We start from the raw sequence: 22,334 nt of genomic DNA, 5'->3' as shown, positions 1-22,334 counted from the left end.
GTAATTGGCAATAACCAGATGGTCAGCACACTGAGATAGTATGTGTCTTAAACGACGGATTAGTAAAAATTAAAGGAGCACAACAATGATAACCTCGGGAATGAAAACCAACGCTTATAACTTATTGACGCAAGAGAATGGTGCGCCAGTAAAAATGTGGACAAATGGCGTACCCGTTGATCCCAAAGCCATTAGCCAATTGCAAAATACAGCCAAGATACCTTTTATTTTCAAACATCTGGCAGTAATGCCGGATGTCCATGTCGGTAAAGGTTCTACCATCGGTAGCGTTATCCCGACACAAGGCGCCATTATTCCGGCGGCGGTTGGGGTGGATATCGGTTGTGGAATGATTGCGGTGCGTACTTCGCTGGTGGCATCTGATTTACCGGATAGTCTGTTAAATATTCGCCATGCCATTGAAGCAGCCGTACCGCATGGACGAACCACACACCGTGGCGGCCGCGATAAAGGTGCTTGGCATAATGCACCGGAGATTGTGGATCAACATTGGGCGACTTTGGCGGATGGGTTTAAGCGTATTACCGATAAATACCCAAAACTATTGAACACCAATAACCATCAGCATTTGGGAACGTTGGGGACGGGAAACCATTTTATCGAGTTATGTCTTGATGAAGTAGATCGCGTTTGGGTGATGTTACATAGCGGTTCTCGTGGTGTAGGTAATGCTATCGGGAATTTATTTATCACATTGGCGCAAAAGGATATGCAACAACATATCGCTAACCTGCCTGATCGTGACTTGGCGTATTTCGAAGAAGGAAGTCGTTATTTTGACGATTATATGGAAGCGGTAGGTTGGGCACAGGATTACGCCCGCCAGAACCGAGAAGTGATGATGCACCGCGTGCTTGAAGCGTTGTCACGTGAGATCCCCAAGCCCTTTACAACACAACAGGAAGCCGTGAACTGCCACCATAACTATGTCCAGCGTGAACAGCATTACGGTGAAGAAGTTTTGGTAACACGTAAAGGCCAGATGGGGATTATTCCGGGATCGATGGGTGCGAAAAGTTATATCGTCCGCGGCTTTGGGAACGAAGAAAGTTTTTGTTCGTGTAGCCACGGTGCAGGGCGGGTAATGAGCCGTAACGAGGCGAAAAAACGCTTCACTGTAAGTGACCAAATACGTGCGACGGCCCATGTAGAATGTCGTAAAGACAGCGATGTGATCGATGAAATTCCGATGGCGTACAAAGATATTGATGCTGTGATGGAAGCACAATCATCGCTGGTGGAAATCGTGCATACCTTACGTCAGGTAGTGTGTGTAAAAGGATAGGGAGCAAAGAAGTGTTATCCGTTAGGGGAGGAGAGGTTGTGGGTTAAGTGGGACCGTGGTCCCACCTGTCAATATTTGCTCCAGTCTTCGACACTTAAACCATGAACCATCCCAAATGCAGCATCACTGGTAACCATCGTCAGTTTTTTACTGAGGGCATGAGCAGCAATCAATTGATCCATTGTGCCCATAACACGACCAATTTGTTCCATACTGGCACGGAGTTCGCCATAAGTTTTTGCAGCGGCACTGTCCCAATCGTAAACAGTGACCGACTCAATAAACATGTTGACGATATTTTGTAGTTCCTTGTTTTGCCGTTTGGTAATCCCATAGCGTAATTCAGCTTCAGTAATACTGGATATGCATATTCTTGATGGTGGTATTGTGCGCAATTTGTTGATTATTAATTGATTTTTCCGAAAAATATAACTGACCGTGTTTGTATCCAGCATGTACATTAAAGAGTTCCTTCAAATGGATCGCGTTTCGTTATGTCCTGATTACGATCACTGGTATCTAAAAAATCATCTGGAACAGAAAGATTAGTTAACATATTGAGAAATAAATCCCAATCATCATGTTTAGATTTGTTTTTTGACAAAATAAGATCCCCATTTTTATCTTGGCGGATGTAAACTCTATCAGTATCAAATTCAAACATGACAGGTAACCGAATAGCTTGATTACGCCCATTTTTGAAAATTTTTACGATTCTTTCCATCATTCACCTCTAAAAATAGTATGCATATGCCAAAGCATATGCCATCTTTAAGTCTATGTCAAAGTACAGGTAAGATTTAATATTAACCAATTAATTAACATATACGCATTAAACTTCAAGTTGCAATTTACAACACGATATGAAACCTGACTTCTCCCCGCTTTGCGGGGAGAAATCTCATGCATCTTGAAGTGAGATTGGTATAGAACTTAACGATCTGTTGCGAGTTAAACGGGCAAAGAATTCAGACTAACAGGTGAAAATATGGATCAAGTTGATACTAAAATCAGTAAGTTCTTAAGTTACGTATTGCGTCATCAACCGGAGTCCATTGGCCTCGTTTTAGATAGCGAAGGATGGGCCGATATCGGCACATTGATCAAATGTGCCGCCAATCACGGTAAGCGATTGAACTATGCAATCATAGAAAAAATTGTCGATACCAATGATAAAAAACGGTTTGCCATTTCTGTGGATCAGAAACGTATCAGGGCAGTACAAGGGCACTCAACGCAGAAGGTGGATATTCGCTATCAGGAAAAAACGCCCCCTGAGATTTTATATCATGGAACGGCCACCCGTTTTTTGGATTCGATTTTTAAGCAAGGCTTAGTGGCGGGAACACGTCATTACGTACATTTATCGGCGGAAAAATCCACGGCGATCAAAGTGGGGCAACGACACGGTAAGGTGATTATCTTGAAGATTGATACTCAGTTGATGTATGAGCAAGGCTTTAAATTTTATCAGGCAGATAATGGTGTTTGGTTGACAAAAACGGTGCCTGTTAAATATATCAGTGTCATTTAGCATTTTTGCCCCTGTTTTTGTATTCGGAGATAAACATGACAGTTATGGATTCCTTGCTTGCCTTTACAGTGGCGGCGACTTTGCTCACTTTGACCCCTGGCCTGGATACTGCGCTAGTTCTGCGAACTGCAACAGTGGAAGGGGGTAAAAAAGCTTTTCAGGCCGCTCTTGGTATTAATACGGGTTGTTTTATTTGGGGGGCAATGGTGGCATTTGGCCTTGGCACATTGATTGCGGTATCAGAGCTGGCGTTCAACATATTAAAATGGTGTGGCGCATTATATTTATGCTGGTTGGGAATTCAAATGATCTGGCACCCCAACAAAGATCTTGGCGGAGAGGTATCTTCTTCCGTTAAGGGGCAGAATTGGTTTATCAAAGGAATGTTTGGAAATGTACTGAATCCCAAAATGGGCGTGTTTTATGTTTCATTCCTGCCGCAGTTTATTCCTCAAGGGCATTCACCCACTTTATGGACATTTAGTTTGGTGACGATCCATGTCTTACTTGGCACATTGTGGTCATTGTTACTGATTTATGCCACACGTCCGCTTTCCCATCTATTACGCCGTGAAAATGTCATCAAGTGGATGAATCGCGCGACAGGCGGATTATTTTTGCTGTTTGCGTTTAAACTCGTAATGAGTAGTCGACGATGATTTTGCGATATCTGTACATTGTCTATTTATGTCTTGGTTACGCCTATTTTTGCTACTTTTTTCATAATCATCCCCCTAAATTTTATTTTAAAGACCGATTATTCTTAGTGGGTTGCCGTTAATAAGTGAAACCTAAATAGAAATAGATAACGAGAGCGAAACTTGCAGTAACCAACGCATATGGCATTTGAGTCCGAATATGTTCAATATGATCACAATCTGTTGCCATTGATGCGACGATAGCATCGCTGGAAATTGGCGACGTCATATCACCAAAAATGGAACCCGCAATTGCGGCACCGATCATATATTCAGGAGGCATACCCACTGAAATACCTAGCTGTACCCCAATGGGGATCATAATTGCAAATGTCCCCCATGAGGTGCCTGTTGCTAATGACATGATAGAACTCATCAGGAAAATAAAACCGATGGAAAAACCCGCCGGAATAATACCAGAAGTCATTTGTGCAATATAAGCACCGGTATTTAACTCAGCGGAAACGTTACCCATTAAGAAGGCCAATACCATGACAGAGCTTATTTTTATCATGCTGGCATAACCAATATAAAGCTCTTTAAAAAAGGCTTCGATGGTTAAAACTCGGCGTAATAAGAACCAGAAAAAAGAGATTGTGGTTCCAAAGATAACACTCCAATAGATAGAGGTTGAACCGCTGCCCTTACTAAAATCACCATCACCTGTGATATAGAGAGCAATAGGGAGCATGAATACCGTTGATAAGATAGGAATAAAAAAGTTTAATGAAGTATGGCAGTTGGGATGTTCAATAATATCATCATTATCTTCACTGTGCTTGTTTTCAATATCACTATTTACATGTTCATGTAAGGCGCACATTTCCGCAGTTTTCATTGGCCCCCAAGAAACATTAGAAAAAATATAAAATAAGACAGAAGCCAGAGATAACCAAGCCATAATATTATAAACCATAGAGCCAGCCAGGATATCGAATGGTTCACCGCTGATTAATCCTCTGGAAATCTGCACACCTATGACCCCCATCATTGCAGCGCCCCAACCATTGATCATGGCGGAAGAACAAACAGAAACACAGGATGTTTGGATAATGTAAGCCATTTTTTCTGGTGGGATAGCGTAATTTCTGGCTAATTTCTTGGTTGATGCTCCCGCAATTAATTGGTTAATAGAGCTTTCAATAAAAATTAATGATGTAATGATCATTGCCAAAAATTGCACTGCTTTTTTATTTTCAATTAGCTGTGTTTTTTCCGTGAGTAAACGAACTAACGATCGCACGCCTCCTGTAACAACCACAAGCCGCATTATGCCACCAATCATCAACATAAAAATGATGGTTTTTGTATTACCGGAAGAGGAAAAAGTATCAATAATACCTTCAATAGTTCCTTGTATACCTAAAATAACATTATGGTTATTAATGACAGTAAAACCCACTAATATGCCGAGTAGTAGTGATAAAATAACCTGGCGTGTGAATATAGCTAAAATAATTGTGACAACAGGGGTAATAATGGTCCAAATACCGTAATCATTCATTTTTTACTTACCTTATTTTATTGTTATTTTCTATATTAAGTAAATTTATTCTAATGCTTGTTCAAGGTCAGCTAATAAATCGCGAATATCTTCAATCCCTACTGATAAGCGTAACACAGTATCATAAATACCAATCTCTTCACGTTCTTCCTTTGTCATTGAGCCATGTGACATTGTGGCAGAATGGTTAACCATGCTCTCCACGCCACCGAGAGATTCTGCCAAAACAAAATAGCGTAGCTTACTTACAAACCTCTTTGTATCTTCCAGTTCACCTTTTAATCTGATCGTAACGACTGCACCACCTGCGCGCATTTGCTGCTGGCAAATGGAATAGTGCGGGTGAGTGGGTAAAGCAGGATAATAGACCTGTTCAATTTTGGGGTGGGATTGCAGAAAATTGGCAATTTCAAGAGCATTAGCACATTGCGCTGACATGCGTAACGCTAATGTTTTTAATCCACGTAATGCTAAATAGGCATCAAAGGGAGAGGCAATGGCACCAGTGGTCGTTTTTAAAAAATCCAGCTTATTGGCTAAATCATCCCGATGTGTAATAACGGCTCCGCCAATAAGATCCGAATGGCCACCAATATATTTACTGGTAGATAGCATCACAACATCTGCCCCTAATTCGAGGGGTTTTTGGTTCCATGCGGTTGCAAATGTATTATCAACACAAGTTAAGATATTGTGATTTTTTGCGAATGCACAAATACGTTTGATATCAACTAATTCTAATAATGGATTGGTTGGGCTTTCTATCCAAATTAATCGAGTATTCTCTCTTACTTTATCCTTAATATCAGTAAGGTTATTTAAGTCAACATAGTCAAATTGGTGGCCATTATTTTCAATCGCTACCCGTTCAAATAAACGAAATGTGCCACCATAAACTCCCTTCATTGCGATAATATGGGATTCTTTAGGTAACAAGTTTAAGACTAAAGCCGCGGCAGCTACACCAGAGGCGGTTGCCGTTGCATAAATACCCCCTTCTATTTCGGCTAATAATGTTTCATAGGCATAGCGTGTGGGGTTACTGCAACGGGAATAGCAGTATTCACCATGTTCAGATAAATCTTTCTGTACAAAAGTACTGGCTGTTGTGATAGGGGGGAAAATGGCATGGTTTTCTTTGTCTTGCTGTTTTCCACCGTGGATTAATGCTGTGGCTATATTTTTTATCATTTTTGTAGTCCTATAAATGAGTTATCAAGATATTTTTTTAGGGAAAATATCACACTATTGAAGAAGAATATGGCATAGAGAGATAAAAAAATTTTTCCCAAAAGTAACACGCGCTGGAAGGGGGAAGTTTAAAGCTGGCCGCAGCCTGATCCCGAATCGGTTGGATACCTGCCTAAATGCATTGAAAAACAATAGCATTTTTTTATTCCAAAAATATCCGATATGAAACTATTTCCATCCGGTAAAATTCGGAGCAAAATAGAGCACGTTGTTAACATTCATAAAATAGTAATAAAAAATGACATATTGTCATTGTTTCGGCTTTCAATTTGGGCTTACTGCGTTTATGATGCGCGCTTCGTAATTTCAACCGGCGCCACTGGCTTTGAGCTTTAGCGGAGAAATGATGTCTCCTGCTAGCTAACACAGTCTTTTCCCGTGGCGGTTCTATCTGCATTATTCCAAGGGATAGATGATAGCATAAATGACTGAGAACACCTCTCTGACACCACTCGTTGAATTGAAAGCCTTGAGTAAGGGCTTCGACGGTAAACAAGTTATTTCACAGCTCGATCTGACAATCAATGATGGCGAGTTTCTGACCATTCTTGGGCCATCCGGTTGTGGCAAAACTACAGTACTTCGCCTGATTGCCGGGCTAGAAGATGCAGACAGCGGCAAAATTTTGCTGGAAGGGCAGGATATTACGGATATTCCTGCCGAGCACCGTTGCGTTAATACGGTTTTCCAAAGTTATGCCCTGTTCCCCCACATGACCGTATTTGAAAATGTCGCTTTTGGACTTCGGATGCAGAAAACACCGGAAAAAGAGATTGCTCCGCGTGTTGAGGAGGCATTACGCATGGTTCAGCTTGAAGAGTTTGCCCTGCGTAAACCTGCCCAGCTTTCCGGCGGCCAACAGCAACGTGTGGCGATTGCCCGTGCGGTTGTCAATAAACCGAAAGTTTTGCTGTTGGATGAATCGCTGTCCGCGCTCGATTACAAGTTGCGCAAGCAGATGCAAAATGAGCTAAAGGCGCTCCAGCGTAAGCTTGGCATTACTTTTATCTTTGTGACCCACGATCAGGAAGAGGCTCTGGTTATGTCAGACCGTATCGTGGTTATGCGTAACGGGCGTATTGAACAGGATGGCTCTCCGCGTGAGATTTACGAAGAGCCGAAAAACCTGTTTGTTGCCCGTTTTATCGGCGAAATCAATATCTTTGATGCTAAAGTGCTGCATCGTATTGATGATCAACGGATACGCGCTAATGTCGAAGGCCATGAGTGTGATATTTTCACCTCGCTGCCAGTGACCGTTGGGCAAACGTTGAAAGTCTTGCTACGCCCGGAAGACCTGCGCGTGGAAGAGATCAATAACGGTGAGCAGGTATCGGGACTGATTGGTTACGTCCGTGAGCGTAACTACAAGGGCATGACGCTGGACTCCGTGGTCGAAATGGAAAATAGCAAGATGGTCATGGTGAGCGAATTCTTCAACGAAGACGATCCTGATGTTGACCATTCTCTGAACCAGAAGATTGCGGTCACTTGGGTAGAAAGCTGGGAGGTTGTGCTGGTCGATGAAGAAGACGCGTAAACTATTCCAGAATATCGTCATTACGGGCATCGTATCCTGGCTGATGCTGTTCGTCTTTTTGCCGAACCTGATGATCATCGGAACCAGCTTCCTGACCCGTGATGACGCCAATTTAGTGCAGATGATATTCTCGCTGGATAACTATAGCCGATTGTTTGATCCGCTGTATGCCGAGGTGCTGCTGCATTCGCTGAATATGGCGATTATAGCGACGCTATGCTGTCTGGTGATTGGCTATCCGTTCGCTTTTTTCCTGGCTCGTATGCCAAAGAAACTGCGTTCCCTGATGCTATTCCTGTTGATCGTGCCATTCTGGACGAACTCGTTAATCCGTATTTATGGCTTGAAGATGTTCCTCAGTACCCGCGGGTACTTGAATGATTTTCTGATGTGGGTGGGGATTATCGATAAGCCCTTTCGCATTATGTATACCCCCGAAGCGGTTGTGTTGGGGGTGGTTTACATCCTGCTGCCGTTTATGGTGATGCCGCTTTATTCCAGTATTGAGAAGCTGGATAAATCCTGTCTGGAAGCGGCGCGCGATTTGGGGGCGGGGAAATTGCAGACTTTTATCCGCATCATTGTGCCATTGACCATGCCGGGCATTATCGCGGGTTGTTTGTTGGTTTTGTTACCGGCGATGGGGCTGTTCTATGTGGCTGACTTGATGGGCGGGGCGAAGAACCTGCTGATCGGGAACGTGATTAAGAGCCAATTTCTCAATATCCGTGACTGGCCATTTGGGGCAGCGACTAGCATCTGTTTGACGTTGGTAATGGGATTGATGTTATTGGTTTATTATCGTGCGGCTAAGTTGCTGAACAAGAAGGTGGAGCTGGAATGATCGGACGCCTGTTGCGCGGTGGCTTCATGACCATCGTTTATGCTTACCTGTATATCCCGATTATTATCCTGTTGGTAAGCTCGTTTAACCAATCACGCTTTGGCATTCATTGGCAGGGTTTTACCACTGAATGGTATAGCCTGCTATTCGCGAATGACAGTTTGCTTCAAGCGGCAGGCCATTCTCTGACGATGGCGGTCACATCCGCCACGTTTGCTACCTTGATTGGTTCCCTGACTGCGGTCGCCTTGTATCGTTATTCCTTCCGGGGCAAAAAGTTTGTTGGCGGTATGCTGTTTGTCGTGATGATGTCGCCGGATATCGTGATGGCGATTTCACTGCTGGTGCTGTTTATGCTACTCGGCGTTTCACTGGGATTCTGGTCACTACTGTTTTCGCATATCACTTTCTGCTTGCCGTTTGTGGTGATAACGGTGTACTCCCGCCTGAAAGATTTCGATGTCAAAATGCTGGAAGCGGCGCGTGATTTGGGTGCGGGTGAATTGACTATCCTGCGAAAAATCATCCTGCCGCTGGCAATGCCAGCGGTTATGGCGGGTTGGCTACTAAGCTTTACCCTATCGATGGATGATGTGGTTGTTTCTTCATTTGTGACGGGGCCAAGCTACGAGATTTTGCCACTTAAGATCTATTCAATGGTAAAAGTGGGAATTTCGCCAGAAGTGAACGCATTGGCAACGATTTTATTACTTATGTCTTTGGTTTTGGTGCTGATTAGCCAATTTGTGATGCGTGATCGCACAGAAAAGTCTTAACCTTCTTTTAAGCGTGGTTGCGGGTTGACCACGCTTTTATTAGTTTACCCCATTAAATGTCACTTTTATAATAGCCCCCTTTTTCGGGGATAGGTTCACGCCGAACCTATATATGATACTAACGCACCAACTGCGAGGGGAAACACGACATGAAAAACAACATGAGAAAGTGGTTCTGTCTGTTAGCCGCTGGGATGATGGCATTAAGCATTGGTTCGGTGAATGCCGCTGCCGCTGATGATGGCAAGACGCTGTATTTCTACAACTGGACTGAATATGTTCCGCCTGGTTTGCTCAACCAGTTCACTAAAGAGACAGGGATTAAGGTGATTTATTCCACCTATGAATCCAATGAGAGCATGTACACCAAGCTGAAAACTTATAAAGACGGCGCTTATGATTTAGTGGTTCCATCCACTTACTTTATCTCAAAGATGAGTAAAGAAGGGATGTTGCAAAAAATCGATACCAGTAAATTGAGCAACTTCCATAACCTTGATCCTAACCTGCTCCATAAGTCTTTTGACCCGAATAACGAGTACTCTATCCCTTATATTTGGGGTGCAACGGCAATTGGCGTCAATAGCGATAATATTGATCCTAACTCCTTCTCTTCCTGGGCTGATCTTTGGAAACCAGAGTACAAAAACAGTTTAGTGCTGACTGACGATGCGCGTGAAGTTTTCCAGATGGCGTTGCTGAAATTGGGATATTCCGGCAATACCTCTGATCCGAAAGAGATTGAAGCTGCTTATCAGGAACTGAGAAAACTGATGCCAAATGTACTGGCATTTAATTCTGACAACCCTGCCAACCCATTTATGGAAGGCGAGGCGGATATCGGTATGATGTGGAACGGCTCTGCTTATGTTGCGCGTCAGGCTGGTACACCGGTTGAGATTATTTGGCCGAAAGAGGGCGGGATTTTCTGGATGGACAGCTTGGCTATTCCAGCGAATGCCAAGAATGTTGATGGCGCGATGAAATTGATTGATTTCTTGTTACGCCCGGAAATTGCGGCGCAGGTTGCTAAGAAAATTGGCTACCCGACACCGAATCTGGAAGCGAAAAAATTACTGCCGAAATCCATGACAGAAGATAAGACGTTGTATCCAGACGCCGAAGTGATAAAAAAAGGCGAATGGCAGAGTGATGTTGGCAATGCCAGTATCCTATACGAAGAGTACTTCCAAAAATTGAAAGCAGGTCAATGACGGAATTATTGGGGAGCTTTGGCTCCCCTTTTTAATATGCTTGCAGGTTATTCTTTAAAGACTTGGTTGCGATGCCAGGCAATAAAACTTTCCAATGGATAATAATCTTTATTCAGGGGACGCAAGATCGGCTGTTTTGCCAAATTCCAGAAAAGTTGCTTCACTATCGTGCCGCCATTGACACTTTCTGAAACTAATAAATTCATATTATCGTCGATACTGATTGATCCCATATCGAATGCAGAATGGTGCAGAGAACAGAGGGCAAGCCCGTTGTTTACCGTACAGGGACCGCCGTATTGTTTCCATTTGATATGTGCGGCTTCCAGCCCAACGGGGGTACTGTCATGTCGCAAATTGTAACCACATATTGCACATTGGTAGTTATAGGCGCGCAGTATCTGCTGGCGAAAATGGGGATCACGAATTTTGCGGATATCACTTAAAGAGAAATCCAGTTGGTTGGCGAGCAGCTCTTGTATGCTGTCAGGAAAATGTTCACTCAGGATTTGTTGTGCCAATTTATTGATGGTAGCGGGCTTTTTGCGTAATAACTGGTAGCTTTGTTGGTCGAAACCACCTTTGACACCAAATTCAATAAGTTCACGTTTTGGCGGCTCCTTGCTACCTTTTTGTGGGGTGCAGAGTTCGGTATTTTGTAATTCCCAAAACCCGTCGCCACGTAAGCGCCAGAAGGGTAAAGAGGGATAGTGGGTTTTGCGTCTTGGACCAAAGTTATTGAGCAGCTCCAAGAGTGGCTGGTGGATCTCCTCCCCATACGCAAACAGTCTTTCATGGCCTTTCTGATATTGCGAGAGGACATACAATAGCAATAAAGGTTTATGTGGTGCACGTTGATCACCCTTGCGCCATACGGAAAGGTTTGAAATTGCGACTTGGAGTTCTTTGATTGCAGACATGTAAGTTGTTTGAATAATGGGTAACGGTATTACGATCATGCTCGCAAAAATGATGAGAGGCAATGTATTGGTCTGAAAGAAATTTATGGTGGGCTGCTGAAAATGGTGTATAGACAGTAAAAACATATTGCTATACACCTTTTAGTTAGAGCGATGTGGGAATTATTTAACGCTCCATTGATACCGGACTGGGCGATTAAGTTTTTTATAAATGGTTTTCATAATACTGAGAGTATCAGATGTTGGAGTACTCCTATCATTTTGAAACGCTATTTACCATTCTTCTGAACGAATGCTTATTATCCAGAAGAATAAACTCGTTATTTTTACTTTTAATAGAGATATATATTGATTATTTGATTTTTTACTTCTACTTAAAAGCAATGAAAATATTGAGCTCATACTTATTCAAAATATTATGGTGACTTTTTTATACGTATTAAACTTCATGTTGGAATTTACAGCACGATATGAAACGTGATTTCTCCCTGCGACGCGGGGAGAAATCACATGCATCTTGAAGTTAGGTTGGTATATTTAACTAACAAAACAAAAACTATAAATGACTATTTCCTATTAATTAAATCAAGTTAGTTTATTTGTCAATTAACATTGACCTTTATTTTACATATAGACAACAAATGCCATGATTAAATCTCATAATGTGTTTTTTGCATTAAAAAAATTTTATGATACTGAAATTATAAACTGAGAAATTTTTTTATTTTTCAAGTAACTGCATTGAATATTTCAATTTAGTAATATGATGTATCATAAATATAGACTTCCTGTTTAATCGGCTATCTGATAAATATTCATTTATTCTCACCCTACTCAGAATTCACCTTCATATTCTGGCTACGAATTTAAACAAAAAATTAACACTTGGAAGTTATAAAAAAATGAAAAATATAAATGAATTGATCCCATTAAAGATCATTGCGTCTGGTATTGCCCTACCAGAAAACAAAGTGTATTCATCCGATTTAGATTTAAGGCTTAATAAGCCGAAGGGTTTTGTCGAAAAACATTCTGGAATAGAGTATCGCTATCATTCGAATTATGAAGCATCTCCAGCTAAATTAGCCGCAGATGCACTGCATAATACGTTAGAAACACATCAAATTTCGCCAGATTCAATTGATTTGCTGATTTCAGCTTCGGCTATCCCAATCCAAGCCTTACCTTATTCCGCAGCACATATTTTAAAAGCGAGCTGTTTAAAGGCAGGAACTGCCTGTTTTGATATTAATGCAAGCTGTGTGAGTTTTATTTCTGCGCTGGATATTGCGAGTGGATTGCTGGCAACCCGACAGTACCGGCGGATTGCTATTGTTTCTTCGGAGATGGCTTCCCGTGGAATTGACTGGTCGCATCAAGAATCCTCACTGATTTTTGGTGATGGGGCGGCTTGTGTGATCGTTGAAAAAGGGGATGGGAAAAGTGGGATTGTGACCTACAAACATGAAACCTACCCAGAAGGCCTTGAATTATGTGAGATCCGGGCTGGCGGAACCCGCAAGAATCTGCGTACAGGTATGGAAGATAGCGATTTCCTGTTCCAGATGCAGGGTAAGCCACTGTTTAAACTAACCGCTTCATTGATTGAAGAATTTACAGCGCGTGTATTGGGGAGTGCCAATCTTGCCATGTCCGATATCGGTACCGTAATACCTCATCAGGCAAGCCATTTGGGATTGAAACATATTCTCAAGCGCTTGAATATCAAAGATGAGAGATTTGTGAATATCTATCGTTATCGCGGTAATCAGGTTGCGGCATCTATTCCAAGCGCACTGCATGAAGCCATCATGACAGATCGCTATTATGGCCGTGATTATGTGATGTTGCTTGGTACAGCGGCTGGGCTTTCGTTAAGTGAGATGATTTTAATACCATGAAAATTCTTGTAACCGGAGCCACGAGTGGTTTAGGTCGTAATGCCGTTAATTATCTGTTATCCCGTGGCGAGACGGTGGTGGCAACCGGACGTGATCCGCAGGCGGGAAGGGAATTGTCTCGATTGGGGGCGGAATTTCGCCGTGCTGAGCTGGCGACGTTAACGAAGGAGCAAGCCATCGGGCTGATGTCAGAGTGTGATGCAGTCTGGCATTGCGCCGCCAAATCTTCTCCCTGGGGCGATCCTGATGAGTTTGAACGTATCAATGTGGCTGCGACACAGATTTTGGCACAGGCGGCTGGCATATGTGGTATCCAGCGATTTGTCCATATTTCTACTCCAGCTGTGTATTTTAATTTTTCCCACCAACAGCATGTTACCGAACATCAGCGCAGCCAGCGTTTCGCCAATGATTATGCCCGAACCAAGTTTCTGGCGGAAGAGAGCATACGTCAATTGATCCCCCGCTATCCTGACACGACTTACATTATCCTGCGCCCCCGTGGGTTATTTGGCCCGCATGACAGAGTATTGTTGCCGCGTTTGTTGGCTCAGGTTAAAGCCAGCAAAGGCGTTGTTGCTTTGCCAGCAGGGGGGAGGAATGCCCTGGATCTCACTTACGTCATGAATGTTGTTCATGCCATGTTATTGGCAACTCACCGTGAAGGCATACAAAGTGGGGCGATATACAACATTACTAATCAACAGCCACAGCCATTGGCGAAGATCTTAGGGCAGTTATTTGATGAGATGCAGTTTAGTTATCGGATCAAATCATTGCCTTATCCACTTTTGTATGGCGTTGCGACAATCCTGGAAGGCATTGCTATGTTCACCCGAAAAGAGCCATTGCTGACGCGTTATGGCATTGGCGCGGCTTATTACTCCATGACACTGGATAACGCAAAAGCGCAAGAAGAGCTGGGTTATTCGCCGATTTATACCATAGAGGAAGGTATTCATTTAACGGCCAATTGGCTAAAACAGGCAGACCAGCAAACGGGTTCACATGGTTAAGATACGTGTTTTTGACGTGGGATATTGTACGCATTCCGGTTGCATGGCATTGAAAGGCGCCAGTTTTCGCGTATGCAAATTTCCGGCTCGGTCGTGGTTGCTGGAGTGTCATGATAAGCGTTGGCTCCTTGATACCGGATACGCCAACCATTTTTACGATCATACCCGTAGTGGGATTATTCGCTTATATCGCACGGTCACGCCGGTTTACTTTGACAGTAAAGACGCACTGGTGATGCAACTCAAAGGGGAAGGTATTCAGGCACGTGATATTGATGGCATTATCATTTCTCACTTTCATGGTGATCATATTGCTGGATTACGGGATTTCCCGCAGGCCAAATTTATCTGTTCGGGGGAAGGTTGGCGGCAGACGCGTCACTTACGAGGTATCGCGGCGCTAAGAAAAGCCTTTGTGCGGGGATTAATGCCGGAAGATTTCGAATCCAGAGTCAGTTTTTATGAAGGGTTTGAAGCCAGTCCGTTGCCAGAAGAGTTATCGGTATTGGGGAAAGGTTATGCCGTGCCGGGGAGCCAGAAGCAGATACTGATTGTTCCGCTGCCTGGTCATGCGGCAGGGCATCTTGGCCTGTGTGTATTGAGTGATCAGGGTTGGATATTGTTAGCGGGAGATGCTGCCTGGTCACCAACGAATTACCGTGAACTGCGTGGGCCTGCAAAGTTGGCGAATCTTATTATGGATGACAGCCGTGCCTATTACGAAACACTGAATAAGCTGCATCACATTGACCAAAAACAGATCCCTATCCAGCTCTGCCATGAAGGAGATTTGGAATGATATTTAAAACGTTTTGGTACTATTGGCGAGCCAAAAAACGGTGGAAATTCACCAACCGACAGCAGCTTGAGCAACACCAATTGAGAGAATTGGCGCGATTCAGGCATAGGGTTCTGGCTAAAAGCCCTTATTTTTCCTCATATGGTGATTTATCGTTGGCGGAATATCCGTTTATGAATAAAGCCATCATGATGGAAAATTTCGACCAGATGAATACGGCGGGTCTCAAATGCGATGAGCTTTTGGCATGTGCACGGTTGAGTGAACAGTCACGAGATTTCACGCCAACAGTCGGCAAATTCAGTGTTGGCATGTCATCGGGGACATCAGGACAACGAGGTCTTTTCGTTGCCAGCCCGAAAGAGCGGAGCATTTGGGCGGGAACCCTGCTTGCCAAAATGCTACCAAACGGCTTATTTCACGGTGAGCGAGTTGCGCTGTTTTTACGGGCGGGGAATAATCTCTACGAGAGTGTCCAGAACCGTTGGATATCCTTCCGTTTTTTTGACTTGTTTGCTGACTTTAATCAGCAGGTACAAGCATTAGTCGCGTATCAACCCACTATTATTGTCGCGCCCGCCCAGGTGTTGCGGGCATTGGCATTGAAGATCCAGCAAGGTGAAACATCATTACCGCCGGTTAAAGTGATCTCGGTGGCAGAAGTGCTGGAACCGCAAGATCGCCAACTGTTGCAGGCCGTATTCAGGGACGTAGGAGAAATTTATCAGGCAACGGAAGGTTTTCTGGCGTGTACTTGCTCGCATGGGACGCTGCATCTTAATGAAGAGTTTTTGCATATTGAGCCGAAATGGATAGATGAATCGCGTTTTAACCCGATTATTACTGATTTTACCCGTGAAACGCAGCCTATTGTACGTTATCAGCTTGATGATATTTTGGTGGTGAGAAAAAAACCTTGTGCGTGCGGTAACCCTGCATTGGCGATAGAGCGCATCGAAGGGCGCAATGATGATCAGTTAATTTTACCTGCGCTTACAGGGGGAACAGTCAGTATTTTCGCTGATCCTTGTTCGCGGATCATTGCCAATACTCTGCCGTTAACGAGCGATTATCGGTTAACCCAGACGGCGTTGTCGCTGAAACTGGAAGGGAATTGTAGCATCGAAGTCCTCCAGCACTGCCAGTCAGCGCTGTCAGACTATTTTGCCAAACAAGGGGTGGATATCGATAAAATTGAATGGCAGTGCGTATCGCAAGTGATACTGCCGGATCTGTTTAATAAGCGTCGCCGGATTATCAGGTGCGCCGTAAAACCCCGTCCTTCAGGGCGGGGATATAAGGCGCGGTTTTCCGACTAACCTGGTGTTTTCTGCTGCTCGATGTATTGCCGGATGATCGAGATCGGCGCACCTCCGCAACTACTTGCAAAATAGCTCGGTGTCCACAGAACGCCTTTGTAGTAATAGCGTAGAGCAATATCTGGACGGTCACGCCGAAGCAGCCTGCTGGAAACGCCTTTAAGACTGTTGACCAGATTCGATACTGCGAGCTTTGGCGGGTAGTTGATCAGCAAATGCACGTGGTCGTATTCGCCGTCCATTTCAACCAGTTCAACACCAAAATCAGCACATACGCTGCTAAAGTAGCTGCGTAGCTTTTCGATGGCATCCAGATCGAATATCTTTCGTCGATACTTGGCGACGAATACCAAGTGGACGTGCATCAGGAAAACACCGTGTCTTCCGCGTCGAATATCAGTTTCTTTTGTCATAGACCAAAGTATAATGATAGTCATGAAACGACTTCAAGCCTTCAAATTCCAGTTAAGACCAAATGGTCAGCAGGAGCGCGATATGCGACGCTTCGCAGGGGCTTGTCGCTTCGTTTTTAACCGTGCACTGGCACTCCAGAATGAGAACCATGCAGCAGGGAATAAATATCTCCCCTACACCAAAATGGCTTCATGGCTGATTGAGTGGAAATCCGTACCTGAAACACAATGGCTGAAAGAATCTCCCTCGCAACCGTTGCAGCAGTCACTGAAAGATCTGGAGCGCGGCTACAAAAATTTCTTCCAGAAGCGGGCTGCATTCCCCCGCTTCAAAAAACGTGGTCAACATGACTCATTCCGCTACCCGCAGGGCGTGAAGCTCGATCAGCCCAACAGTCGAATCTCGTTGCCAAAGTTAGGGTGGATACGCTATCGCAACAGCCGTGAAGTCATTGGCGAAGTGAAAAACGTCACGGTCAGCCAGTCATGCGGCAAATGGTACGTCAGTATCCAGACTGAATACGAAGTGACTGACCCTGCTCACAATGCAGAATCCATGGTCGGACTGGATGCCGGAGTAACAAAACTTGCCACGCTTTCAGATGGCACGGTATATCAGCCAGTAAGCAGCTTCAAAGCAAACCAACGTAAGCTGGCAACACTCCAGCGGCAGTTGAGTCGCAAAGTAAAATTCAGCGCAAACTGGCAGAAACAAAAACGGAAAATCCAGTGTTTGCACTCGCACATTGCCAATATCCGGCGCGACTACCTTCACAAAGTCACCAGTGAAATCAGCAAAAACCACGCGATGATCGTCATTGAAGACTTGAAGGTCAGTAACATGTCGAAATCGGCAAAAGGCACGGCAGAGAAGCACGGAAGAAACGTCAGAGGCAAATCAGGCTTGAACCGCTCGATACGGGATCAAGGCTGGCATGAAATGCGCCGTCAGCTTGAGTACAAGCAGCTCTGGCGCGGTGGTCAGGTAGTGGCGATACCGCCGGCATACACCAGCCAGCGGTGTGCCTGCTGTGGTCATACGGCGAAAGAAAACCGTCAGACGCAAAGTCAATTCGTGTGTCAGGTATGCGGCTACAGCGCGAACGCGGATGTAAACGCCGCACGTAATATTTTAGCGGCAGGACATGCCGTGCTTGCCTGTGGAGGGATGGTGCAGTCAGACCGCCCGTTGAAGCAGGAACCCACCGAGGTGAGTCAGGCTTCGGTCTGAACGCTGTAGGAATCCCCGTCCTTTAGGGCGGGGAGGATGTCAATAAGAGGAAGGGATAATCGGGGGGCGAGCTGCGGGTGATTGATAATTGCTCGCAGTTTGGTTGAACTTAAGACAAGTTAAGTAAGGTATATCCCATTAACATATCCCAGAAGAGGGTTATGCTTTTCAATGAACTTAATTGGAAGATTTTATTTCGGAGGTCAGTATGGAAAAAACAACTGTCTTTAAAAGTAACCATAGTCAGGCTGTACGCTTGCCCAAAGCTGTTGCTTTACCGGAAGATGTAAAACATGTTGATATTATTGCTATCGGTCGAACTTGTATCATCACTCCAGCAGGAGAGGGATGGGATAGTTGGTTTGATGGCGAAAATGTTACCCCTGATTTTATGACTGACAGGCAGCAGCCAAGTGAACAGCTCAGGGAAGAATTTTGATGATTAACTATATGATTTATAACAATATTTTATTTATACTATCAAGAATAAACCACAGAAAGTCAGAGACGCTTTTTATCAACATTATGGTCAGCTTTGCATCAGCTCTGTAACATTGATGGAGTTAATTTATTTTTTTCAGTTCTGCTTTTTCGGCATTCGTTAGGCTATCTTTGATGTTTTTCGGATAGGCCATAACCAGTATAATAAAAAACATATCATCGCCCCCTATTTCATTAAATACCAAGCCTGATTTTTTATTTTAATTTTTACCTCATGTAATAACCTGCTATTCAAAATAGCAAGTGATAACTTCTTATTATCAACTAATAAAAAATTTTCATTAAGCAGATTAGTAATAAGTCACCTAATGTATCCTAAGTGCACAAAAAGATTATTTTTTTATTCTTATTCAATGTTGGGACATCAAATATTCCATGAGGTACTATATATGGGCTCATATATTAGTAAGAAGTTCATTAAGTCTTCTCTATATATAGGTTCTTTGTTTTTACCATTTATCGCAACGAATACATTGGCTATAGGTGAGAAAAACACTGAACAGCAAGCACAGAAAGTGGCAGGTGAAAATCAGTTAGATAATAGGGGCGATAAAACCGCAAGTTTAATAGCGAAAAATATTCAGACGGTAAGTCGGGTTCTGTCGTCTTCACCTTCCCAACTTACCGAACAAGCTAAATCCTACGCGTTAGGAAAAGTTAATGGGGTAATATCCAGCGAAACCCAAAAATGGTTATCCCAGTTTGGAACAGCCAGAATCAACTTTTCCCTTGATAGAAAAGGCAAATTGGATAATGGCTCCCTGGATATGTTGCTTCCGCTCTATGACAATAAAGCCGACTGGTTGGTTTTCTCCCAATTTGGTTATCGCCATAAAGACAGTCGTCATACTGTGAACGTTGGTTTGGGGGGACGCTATTTTACGCCTCATTGGATGTACGGGCTGAATACCTTCTTTGACCATGATGTCACCGGTAAAAACCAGCGCCTCGGTGTCGGGGCAGAAGCCTGGACAGATTATGTCAAACTTTCTGCCAATTCATACTGGCGTCTGACTGAATGGCGCCAGTCATTGAAAAATCATGATTGGGAAGAGCGTCCTGCCAACGGTTTTGATCTTCAAGGTGAATTTTATTTACCCGCTTACCCGAACCTGGGGGGTAAGTTAGGCTTTGAACAATACTTTGGTGATAACGTTGCTGTGTTCAATCGTGACACTAAACAGAAAAACCCCAGCCTGGGCAAAGTTGGCCTGAATTATACACCGATCCCGTTGGTGACAATGGGGGTAGATTACAAATATGGGGGTAGCGGACGCAGTGAAACGCTGTTCCAGGCCAACCTGAATTATCGCTTTGGTGTACCTTGGGGTGCGCAGTTCTCACCTGGTAGTGTTGCTTCCATGCGGACACTGGCAGGTAGCCGTTATGACTTAGTGGAAAGAAATAACCATATTGTGCTTGATCATCGGAAGAAGCCATACGAACTGGAATTGACGATGTCGCAAAATACCATCTTTGGTTATAGCCAACAAACATGGCCAGCACCAATATCTATAACGGCTAACATCGAATCAAACGTTAAAAAACTCATCTTTCAGGCAGATAACGCATTTACCCAAAATGGCGGCAGTATTTCCAATATTAGTGGTGATAATAAGCTAATTTCGCTTGTATTGCCTAAATATATTCCTGATGGACAGAATACGCATACGGTCAATATCGTTGCCGAAGAAAATAACGGTAAGATAAGCAAGCCCGCTATTTTGAATGTGACAGTACAGCCTTTTGTTGTCAGACAATTTAAGGCTGAACAATTAACAACCTCTAATGCGGACGCTCAGGATGAGGGTGGTTATAATTTACTGGCGACTATCGCTCATGGTGCAACTGATAAAGATATTATCCGCGATGGTGTGATTGATAATGTCACCTGGTCGATTGAGCCACAAAGTAAGGATGTCAAACTGGATTGGAAAAACCCCAGCAGAACCAATTCTCAGGGGCAATTGCAGGCAAAAGTAACGACCTCCCAGCCACTGAAAGATGTGAAAGTCTTCCTGGAACTACCTGGAATGCCAAAAACCCATATTGGTAATATTGGCTTTAGTGGCCTGATTTCTGACTTTAAGGTTCAATCCGTTACTCCGTCCGTATCTGGGCCACTTCTCGCTGGAGATAATGGCTATACCTTTACGGCCGTTGTAAAAAATAAGAATGGTACTGCCCTGAATAATCAGAAGGTGGATGTTAAGTGGTATCCTGAGACATTACCGGATGGTATGAAGTGGTCGTCAGTGCAAGACACTACAAATACCGAAGGGGAATTGTTTGCTACCTTAACCAGTACCAAGCCTGTAAAAGATATTAAAGTCGGTGCGTCAATTGATGAGGGTAAAACGACAACATACGCTGAAAAACCTGTAGCTTTCGTCGGTGATATTAAGATTGATGACATTGTAGTGACACCGAATAAGGATCTTGATGATAACGGGCAAAAGGCTTATCTCTATAAAGCAAAAATTACGGATGCTCATACTGATGTAGCTATACCAAATCTGACCTTTGATCACGATAAGGTGATTTGGAGCGTGGTTAATGACAAGCTTGACCATAATAAACTGGTTGAGGAAGGTAATCTGGTGTTTGGCAATAAACAGTTCACCACGGATGGGCAGGGATACTTGACGACAACGTTGACCAGTTCTGTCGGTGTTGACAATGTCAAAGTCAAGCTGGAGCTTGTGACAAAAGAGGGAAAACAGGAATCGGTTGCTAACACTGCCGTGAAATTTATATCGGTTGATCAGCCTGCTGGGTTGCATCTTTTCAATGCGTTTAATCCAGATATCCATCATTTTTACCAGAGTAATGAGAATGGACCTCATAACCTCTTTGAGTCGTTAAGAGGAGAGCTACGAATTAAGTCAGATACACCTATTTTTACGCCTGGTGGCGATGAAGAAGGCAAGCTTGAAACAGTTGCAGGAAACGGAGTTCTTATAGATTATGATTCCGCAGATCCATTCATGTTTCCCCTCAGTACTGATGGGAATGATTGGACTTCATTGGCACCTACAACGCTCAGGTTGACTGTTACTAACAAACGGACAGGAGCGATAAGGACCTATACTTATACAATAAAACCACGGCGTTATTTTACATACAACGAGCCAGACCCTGGAAAGCAGGATTGTATAGCTATGGAGACGGTAGGCCAAATGCGAGCGCAGTTATCGGATGTGTGGCCAGTATCCTGGGAAGGTGATCCTACTACGTATCTTCCCATCCAGATGGTAAAAGATGGCACGACGCTGCTTGAAGAGTTTCCCAATCTAATAGATTGGGGATTGATGAATGGAAAACAGTCTAGTTCCATTATAACGGTGTGGAACAACGTGCTTAACCCTCATAAAGGCCCTAGTGGTGGTGGAACTGGAGGTGAGTCACCTATTAGACTTAATATTAATACACGTACCATTGATTTTTCAGCAAAAGAAGGTGGGCTGGTTTGTCTGATCGACATGTAAAAATAGCTAACCAAGTAAGATAAGTGATAAAAAAACACAGGCTCAAAATTAGAGCCTGTGTTTATTTCAGATCGCTGAC

At 43.7% G+C, this 22,334-nt stretch carries 20 protein-coding genes and 1 pseudogene; 15 read left to right on the top strand and 6 right to left on the bottom strand.

The features are described 5' to 3' along the window. Positions 1 to 100 precede the first annotated feature (100 nt). Complete coding sequence (locus tag WDV75_RS19715) at positions 101 to 1,306, top strand: RtcB family protein (RefSeq protein WP_273570969.1); 1,206 nt, start codon at positions 101 to 103, stop codon at positions 1,304 to 1,306. A gap of 68 nt (positions 1,307 to 1,374) precedes the next feature. Here the strand turns inward: WDV75_RS19715 and WDV75_RS19710 are convergent, their stop codons facing one another. Both WDV75_RS19710 and WDV75_RS19705 read right to left on the bottom strand, forming a co-directional pair. Next, positions 1,375 to 1,767: a type II toxin-antitoxin system VapC family toxin gene (locus WDV75_RS19710; RefSeq protein ID WP_273570942.1), complete on the bottom strand. Its 393-nt coding sequence runs from the start codon at positions 1,765 to 1,767 to the stop codon at positions 1,375 to 1,377. After that, entirely contained in the window at positions 1,767 to 2,030 is a 264-nt protein-coding gene (locus WDV75_RS19705) for an antitoxin (RefSeq protein ID WP_273570940.1), read from the bottom strand. The genes WDV75_RS19710 and WDV75_RS19705 overlap by 1 nt, the downstream gene beginning before the upstream one ends. Positions 2,031 to 2,294: 264 nt before the next feature. Between WDV75_RS19705 and WDV75_RS19700 the strand changes: the two genes are divergently transcribed. Continuing rightward, complete coding sequence (locus WDV75_RS19700; RefSeq protein ID WP_273570938.1) at positions 2,295 to 2,840, top strand: RNA 2'-phosphotransferase; 546 nt, start codon at positions 2,295 to 2,297, stop codon at positions 2,838 to 2,840. Between the two features lie 35 nt (positions 2,841 to 2,875). Continuing rightward, positions 2,876 to 3,499, top strand: coding sequence for a LysE family translocator (locus tag WDV75_RS19695; RefSeq protein ID WP_273570936.1), 624 nt, complete (start codon positions 2,876 to 2,878; stop codon positions 3,497 to 3,499). A gap of 118 nt (positions 3,500 to 3,617) precedes the next feature. On the opposite strand, the gene WDV75_RS19690 is transcribed toward WDV75_RS19695, so the two are convergent. After that, a complete protein-coding gene (locus tag WDV75_RS19690) occupies positions 3,618 to 5,042 on the bottom strand; it encodes a Na+/H+ antiporter NhaC family protein (protein ID WP_273570934.1) in 1,425 nt (474 codons plus the stop codon). 45 nt (positions 5,043 to 5,087) lie between these two features. Next, positions 5,088 to 6,233 carry a trans-sulfuration enzyme family protein gene (locus WDV75_RS19685; protein ID WP_273570932.1) on the bottom strand — a complete coding sequence of 382 codons (1,146 nt, stop codon included), beginning with the start codon at positions 6,231 to 6,233 and terminating at the stop codon, positions 5,088 to 5,090. Positions 6,234 to 6,717: 484 nt separating this feature from the next. On the opposite strand from WDV75_RS19685, the gene potA reads away from it, so the two are divergent. The 4 genes from potA to potD all read left to right on the top strand — a co-directional run bounded on the left by potA (position 6,718) and on the right by potD (position 10,667). Beyond that, positions 6,718 to 7,833 (top strand): spermidine/putrescine ABC transporter ATP-binding protein PotA, encoded by a 1,116-nt coding sequence (gene potA / locus WDV75_RS19680; protein WP_273570930.1) that lies wholly within the window; start codon positions 6,718 to 6,720, stop codon positions 7,831 to 7,833. After that, on the top strand, positions 7,817 to 8,677 hold the full coding sequence (gene potB / locus WDV75_RS19675; protein ID WP_273570928.1) for a spermidine/putrescine ABC transporter permease PotB: 861 nt from the start codon (positions 7,817 to 7,819) through the stop codon (positions 8,675 to 8,677). The genes potA and potB overlap by 17 nt, the downstream gene beginning before the upstream one ends. After that, positions 8,674 to 9,453 carry a spermidine/putrescine ABC transporter permease PotC gene (potC, locus tag WDV75_RS19670; protein WP_273570926.1) on the top strand — a complete coding sequence of 260 codons (780 nt, stop codon included), beginning with the start codon at positions 8,674 to 8,676 and terminating at the stop codon, positions 9,451 to 9,453. The genes potB and potC overlap by 4 nt, the downstream gene beginning before the upstream one ends. A 161-nt stretch (positions 9,454 to 9,614) precedes the next feature. Beyond that, positions 9,615 to 10,667, top strand: a complete 1,053-nt coding sequence (gene potD / locus WDV75_RS19665; protein WP_273570968.1) for a spermidine/putrescine ABC transporter substrate-binding protein PotD — start codon at positions 9,615 to 9,617, stop codon at positions 10,665 to 10,667. Positions 10,668 to 10,714: 47 nt separating this feature from the next. Here potD and WDV75_RS19660 read toward each other — a convergent pair whose 3' ends face one another. Then, the gene (locus WDV75_RS19660) at positions 10,715 to 11,587 is read right to left on the bottom strand and encodes a phosphorothioated DNA-binding restriction endonuclease (protein ID WP_273570967.1); all 873 of its coding nucleotides are present in this window, start codon (positions 11,585 to 11,587) and stop codon (positions 10,715 to 10,717) included. A 902-nt stretch (positions 11,588 to 12,489) separates the two neighbouring features. Here WDV75_RS19660 and WDV75_RS19655 point away from each other — a divergent pair. From WDV75_RS19655 to WDV75_RS19640, 4 genes are read left to right on the top strand one after another with little or no spacing between them, the layout of a single operon-like run. Then, a complete protein-coding gene (locus WDV75_RS19655) occupies positions 12,490 to 13,488 on the top strand; it encodes a 3-oxoacyl-[acyl-carrier-protein] synthase III C-terminal domain-containing protein (RefSeq protein WP_273570924.1) in 999 nt (332 codons plus the stop codon). Next, a complete protein-coding gene (locus WDV75_RS19650) occupies positions 13,485 to 14,504 on the top strand; it encodes an NAD-dependent epimerase/dehydratase family protein (RefSeq protein ID WP_273570922.1) in 1,020 nt (339 codons plus the stop codon). The genes WDV75_RS19655 and WDV75_RS19650 overlap by 4 nt, the downstream gene beginning before the upstream one ends. Continuing rightward, complete coding sequence (locus WDV75_RS19645) at positions 14,497 to 15,303, top strand: MBL fold metallo-hydrolase (protein ID WP_273570920.1); 807 nt, start codon at positions 14,497 to 14,499, stop codon at positions 15,301 to 15,303. Before WDV75_RS19650 ends, WDV75_RS19645 begins: the two co-directional genes overlap by 8 nt. Further along, a complete protein-coding gene (locus tag WDV75_RS19640) occupies positions 15,300 to 16,622 on the top strand; it encodes a F390 synthetase-related protein (RefSeq protein ID WP_273570919.1) in 1,323 nt (440 codons plus the stop codon). The genes WDV75_RS19645 and WDV75_RS19640 overlap by 4 nt, the downstream gene beginning before the upstream one ends. Here WDV75_RS19640 and tnpA read toward each other — a convergent pair. After that, positions 16,619 to 17,035, bottom strand: coding sequence for an IS200/IS605 family transposase (tnpA, locus tag WDV75_RS19635; protein WP_338861193.1), 417 nt, complete (start codon positions 17,033 to 17,035; stop codon positions 16,619 to 16,621). The genes WDV75_RS19640 and tnpA overlap by 4 nt on opposite strands. A 22-nt stretch (positions 17,036 to 17,057) precedes the next feature. Between tnpA and WDV75_RS19630 the strand changes: the two genes are divergently transcribed. The 4 genes and pseudogenes from WDV75_RS19630 (at position 17,058) to WDV75_RS19615 (ending at position 22,255) form a co-directional block, all read left to right on the top strand. Further along, entirely contained in the window at positions 17,058 to 18,266 is a 1,209-nt protein-coding gene (locus WDV75_RS19630) for a transposase (protein WP_338859767.1), read from the top strand. Between the two features lie 208 nt (positions 18,267 to 18,474). After that, positions 18,475 to 18,705 carry a type II toxin-antitoxin system VapB family antitoxin gene (gene vapB / locus WDV75_RS19625; RefSeq protein WP_273572198.1) on the top strand — a complete coding sequence of 77 codons (231 nt, stop codon included), beginning with the start codon at positions 18,475 to 18,477 and terminating at the stop codon, positions 18,703 to 18,705. After that, positions 18,705 to 18,838 (top strand): annotated as a pseudogene (locus WDV75_RS19620) (VapC toxin family PIN domain ribonuclease); the annotation flags it as partial. The gene vapB and the pseudogene WDV75_RS19620, both read left to right, overlap by 1 nt. Positions 18,839 to 19,156: 318 nt before the next feature. Then, complete coding sequence (locus tag WDV75_RS19615; protein WP_273572200.1) at positions 19,157 to 22,255, top strand: inverse autotransporter beta domain-containing protein; 3,099 nt, start codon at positions 19,157 to 19,159, stop codon at positions 22,253 to 22,255. Positions 22,256 to 22,334: the final 79 nt, after the last annotated feature.

Source organism: Xenorhabdus griffiniae (assembly GCF_037265215.1).
Taxonomy (GTDB): domain Bacteria; phylum Pseudomonadota; class Gammaproteobacteria; order Enterobacterales; family Enterobacteriaceae; genus Xenorhabdus; species Xenorhabdus griffiniae.
This window is presented reverse-complemented; position numbering and strand designations above follow the sequence as displayed.

Bases quoted from the DNA above. Each gene is read 5' to 3' on its own strand.
- WDV75_RS19715 (WP_273570969.1), top strand. From the start codon at position 101: ATGAAAACCAACGCTTATAACTTATTGACGCAAGAGAATGGTGCGCCA.
- WDV75_RS19710 (WP_273570942.1), bottom strand. From the start codon at position 1,767: ATGTACATGCTGGATACAAACACGGTCAGTTATATTTTTCGGAAAAAT.
- WDV75_RS19705 (WP_273570940.1), bottom strand. From the start codon at position 2,030: ATGGAAAGAATCGTAAAAATTTTCAAAAATGGGCGTAATCAAGCTATT.
- WDV75_RS19700 (WP_273570938.1), top strand. From the start codon at position 2,295: ATGGATCAAGTTGATACTAAAATCAGTAAGTTCTTAAGTTACGTATTG.
- WDV75_RS19695 (WP_273570936.1), top strand. From the start codon at position 2,876: ATGACAGTTATGGATTCCTTGCTTGCCTTTACAGTGGCGGCGACTTTG.
- WDV75_RS19690 (WP_273570934.1), bottom strand. From the start codon at position 5,042: ATGAATGATTACGGTATTTGGACCATTATTACCCCTGTTGTCACAATT.
- WDV75_RS19685 (WP_273570932.1), bottom strand. From the start codon at position 6,233: ATGATAAAAAATATAGCCACAGCATTAATCCACGGTGGAAAACAGCAA.
- potA (WP_273570930.1), top strand. From the start codon at position 6,718: ATGACTGAGAACACCTCTCTGACACCACTCGTTGAATTGAAAGCCTTG.
- potB (WP_273570928.1), top strand. From the start codon at position 7,817: ATGAAGAAGACGCGTAAACTATTCCAGAATATCGTCATTACGGGCATC.
- potC (WP_273570926.1), top strand. From the start codon at position 8,674: ATGATCGGACGCCTGTTGCGCGGTGGCTTCATGACCATCGTTTATGCT.
- potD (WP_273570968.1), top strand. From the start codon at position 9,615: ATGAGAAAGTGGTTCTGTCTGTTAGCCGCTGGGATGATGGCATTAAGC.
- WDV75_RS19660 (WP_273570967.1), bottom strand. From the start codon at position 11,587: ATGTCTGCAATCAAAGAACTCCAAGTCGCAATTTCAAACCTTTCCGTA.
- WDV75_RS19655 (WP_273570924.1), top strand. From the start codon at position 12,490: ATGAAAAATATAAATGAATTGATCCCATTAAAGATCATTGCGTCTGGT.
- WDV75_RS19650 (WP_273570922.1), top strand. From the start codon at position 13,485: ATGAAAATTCTTGTAACCGGAGCCACGAGTGGTTTAGGTCGTAATGCC.
- WDV75_RS19645 (WP_273570920.1), top strand. From the start codon at position 14,497: ATGGTTAAGATACGTGTTTTTGACGTGGGATATTGTACGCATTCCGGT.
- WDV75_RS19640 (WP_273570919.1), top strand. From the start codon at position 15,300: ATGATATTTAAAACGTTTTGGTACTATTGGCGAGCCAAAAAACGGTGG.
- tnpA (WP_338861193.1), bottom strand. From the start codon at position 17,035: ATGACAAAAGAAACTGATATTCGACGCGGAAGACACGGTGTTTTCCTG.
- WDV75_RS19630 (WP_338859767.1), top strand. From the start codon at position 17,058: ATGAAACGACTTCAAGCCTTCAAATTCCAGTTAAGACCAAATGGTCAG.
- vapB (WP_273572198.1), top strand. From the start codon at position 18,475: ATGGAAAAAACAACTGTCTTTAAAAGTAACCATAGTCAGGCTGTACGC.
- WDV75_RS19615 (WP_273572200.1), top strand. From the start codon at position 19,157: ATGGGCTCATATATTAGTAAGAAGTTCATTAAGTCTTCTCTATATATA.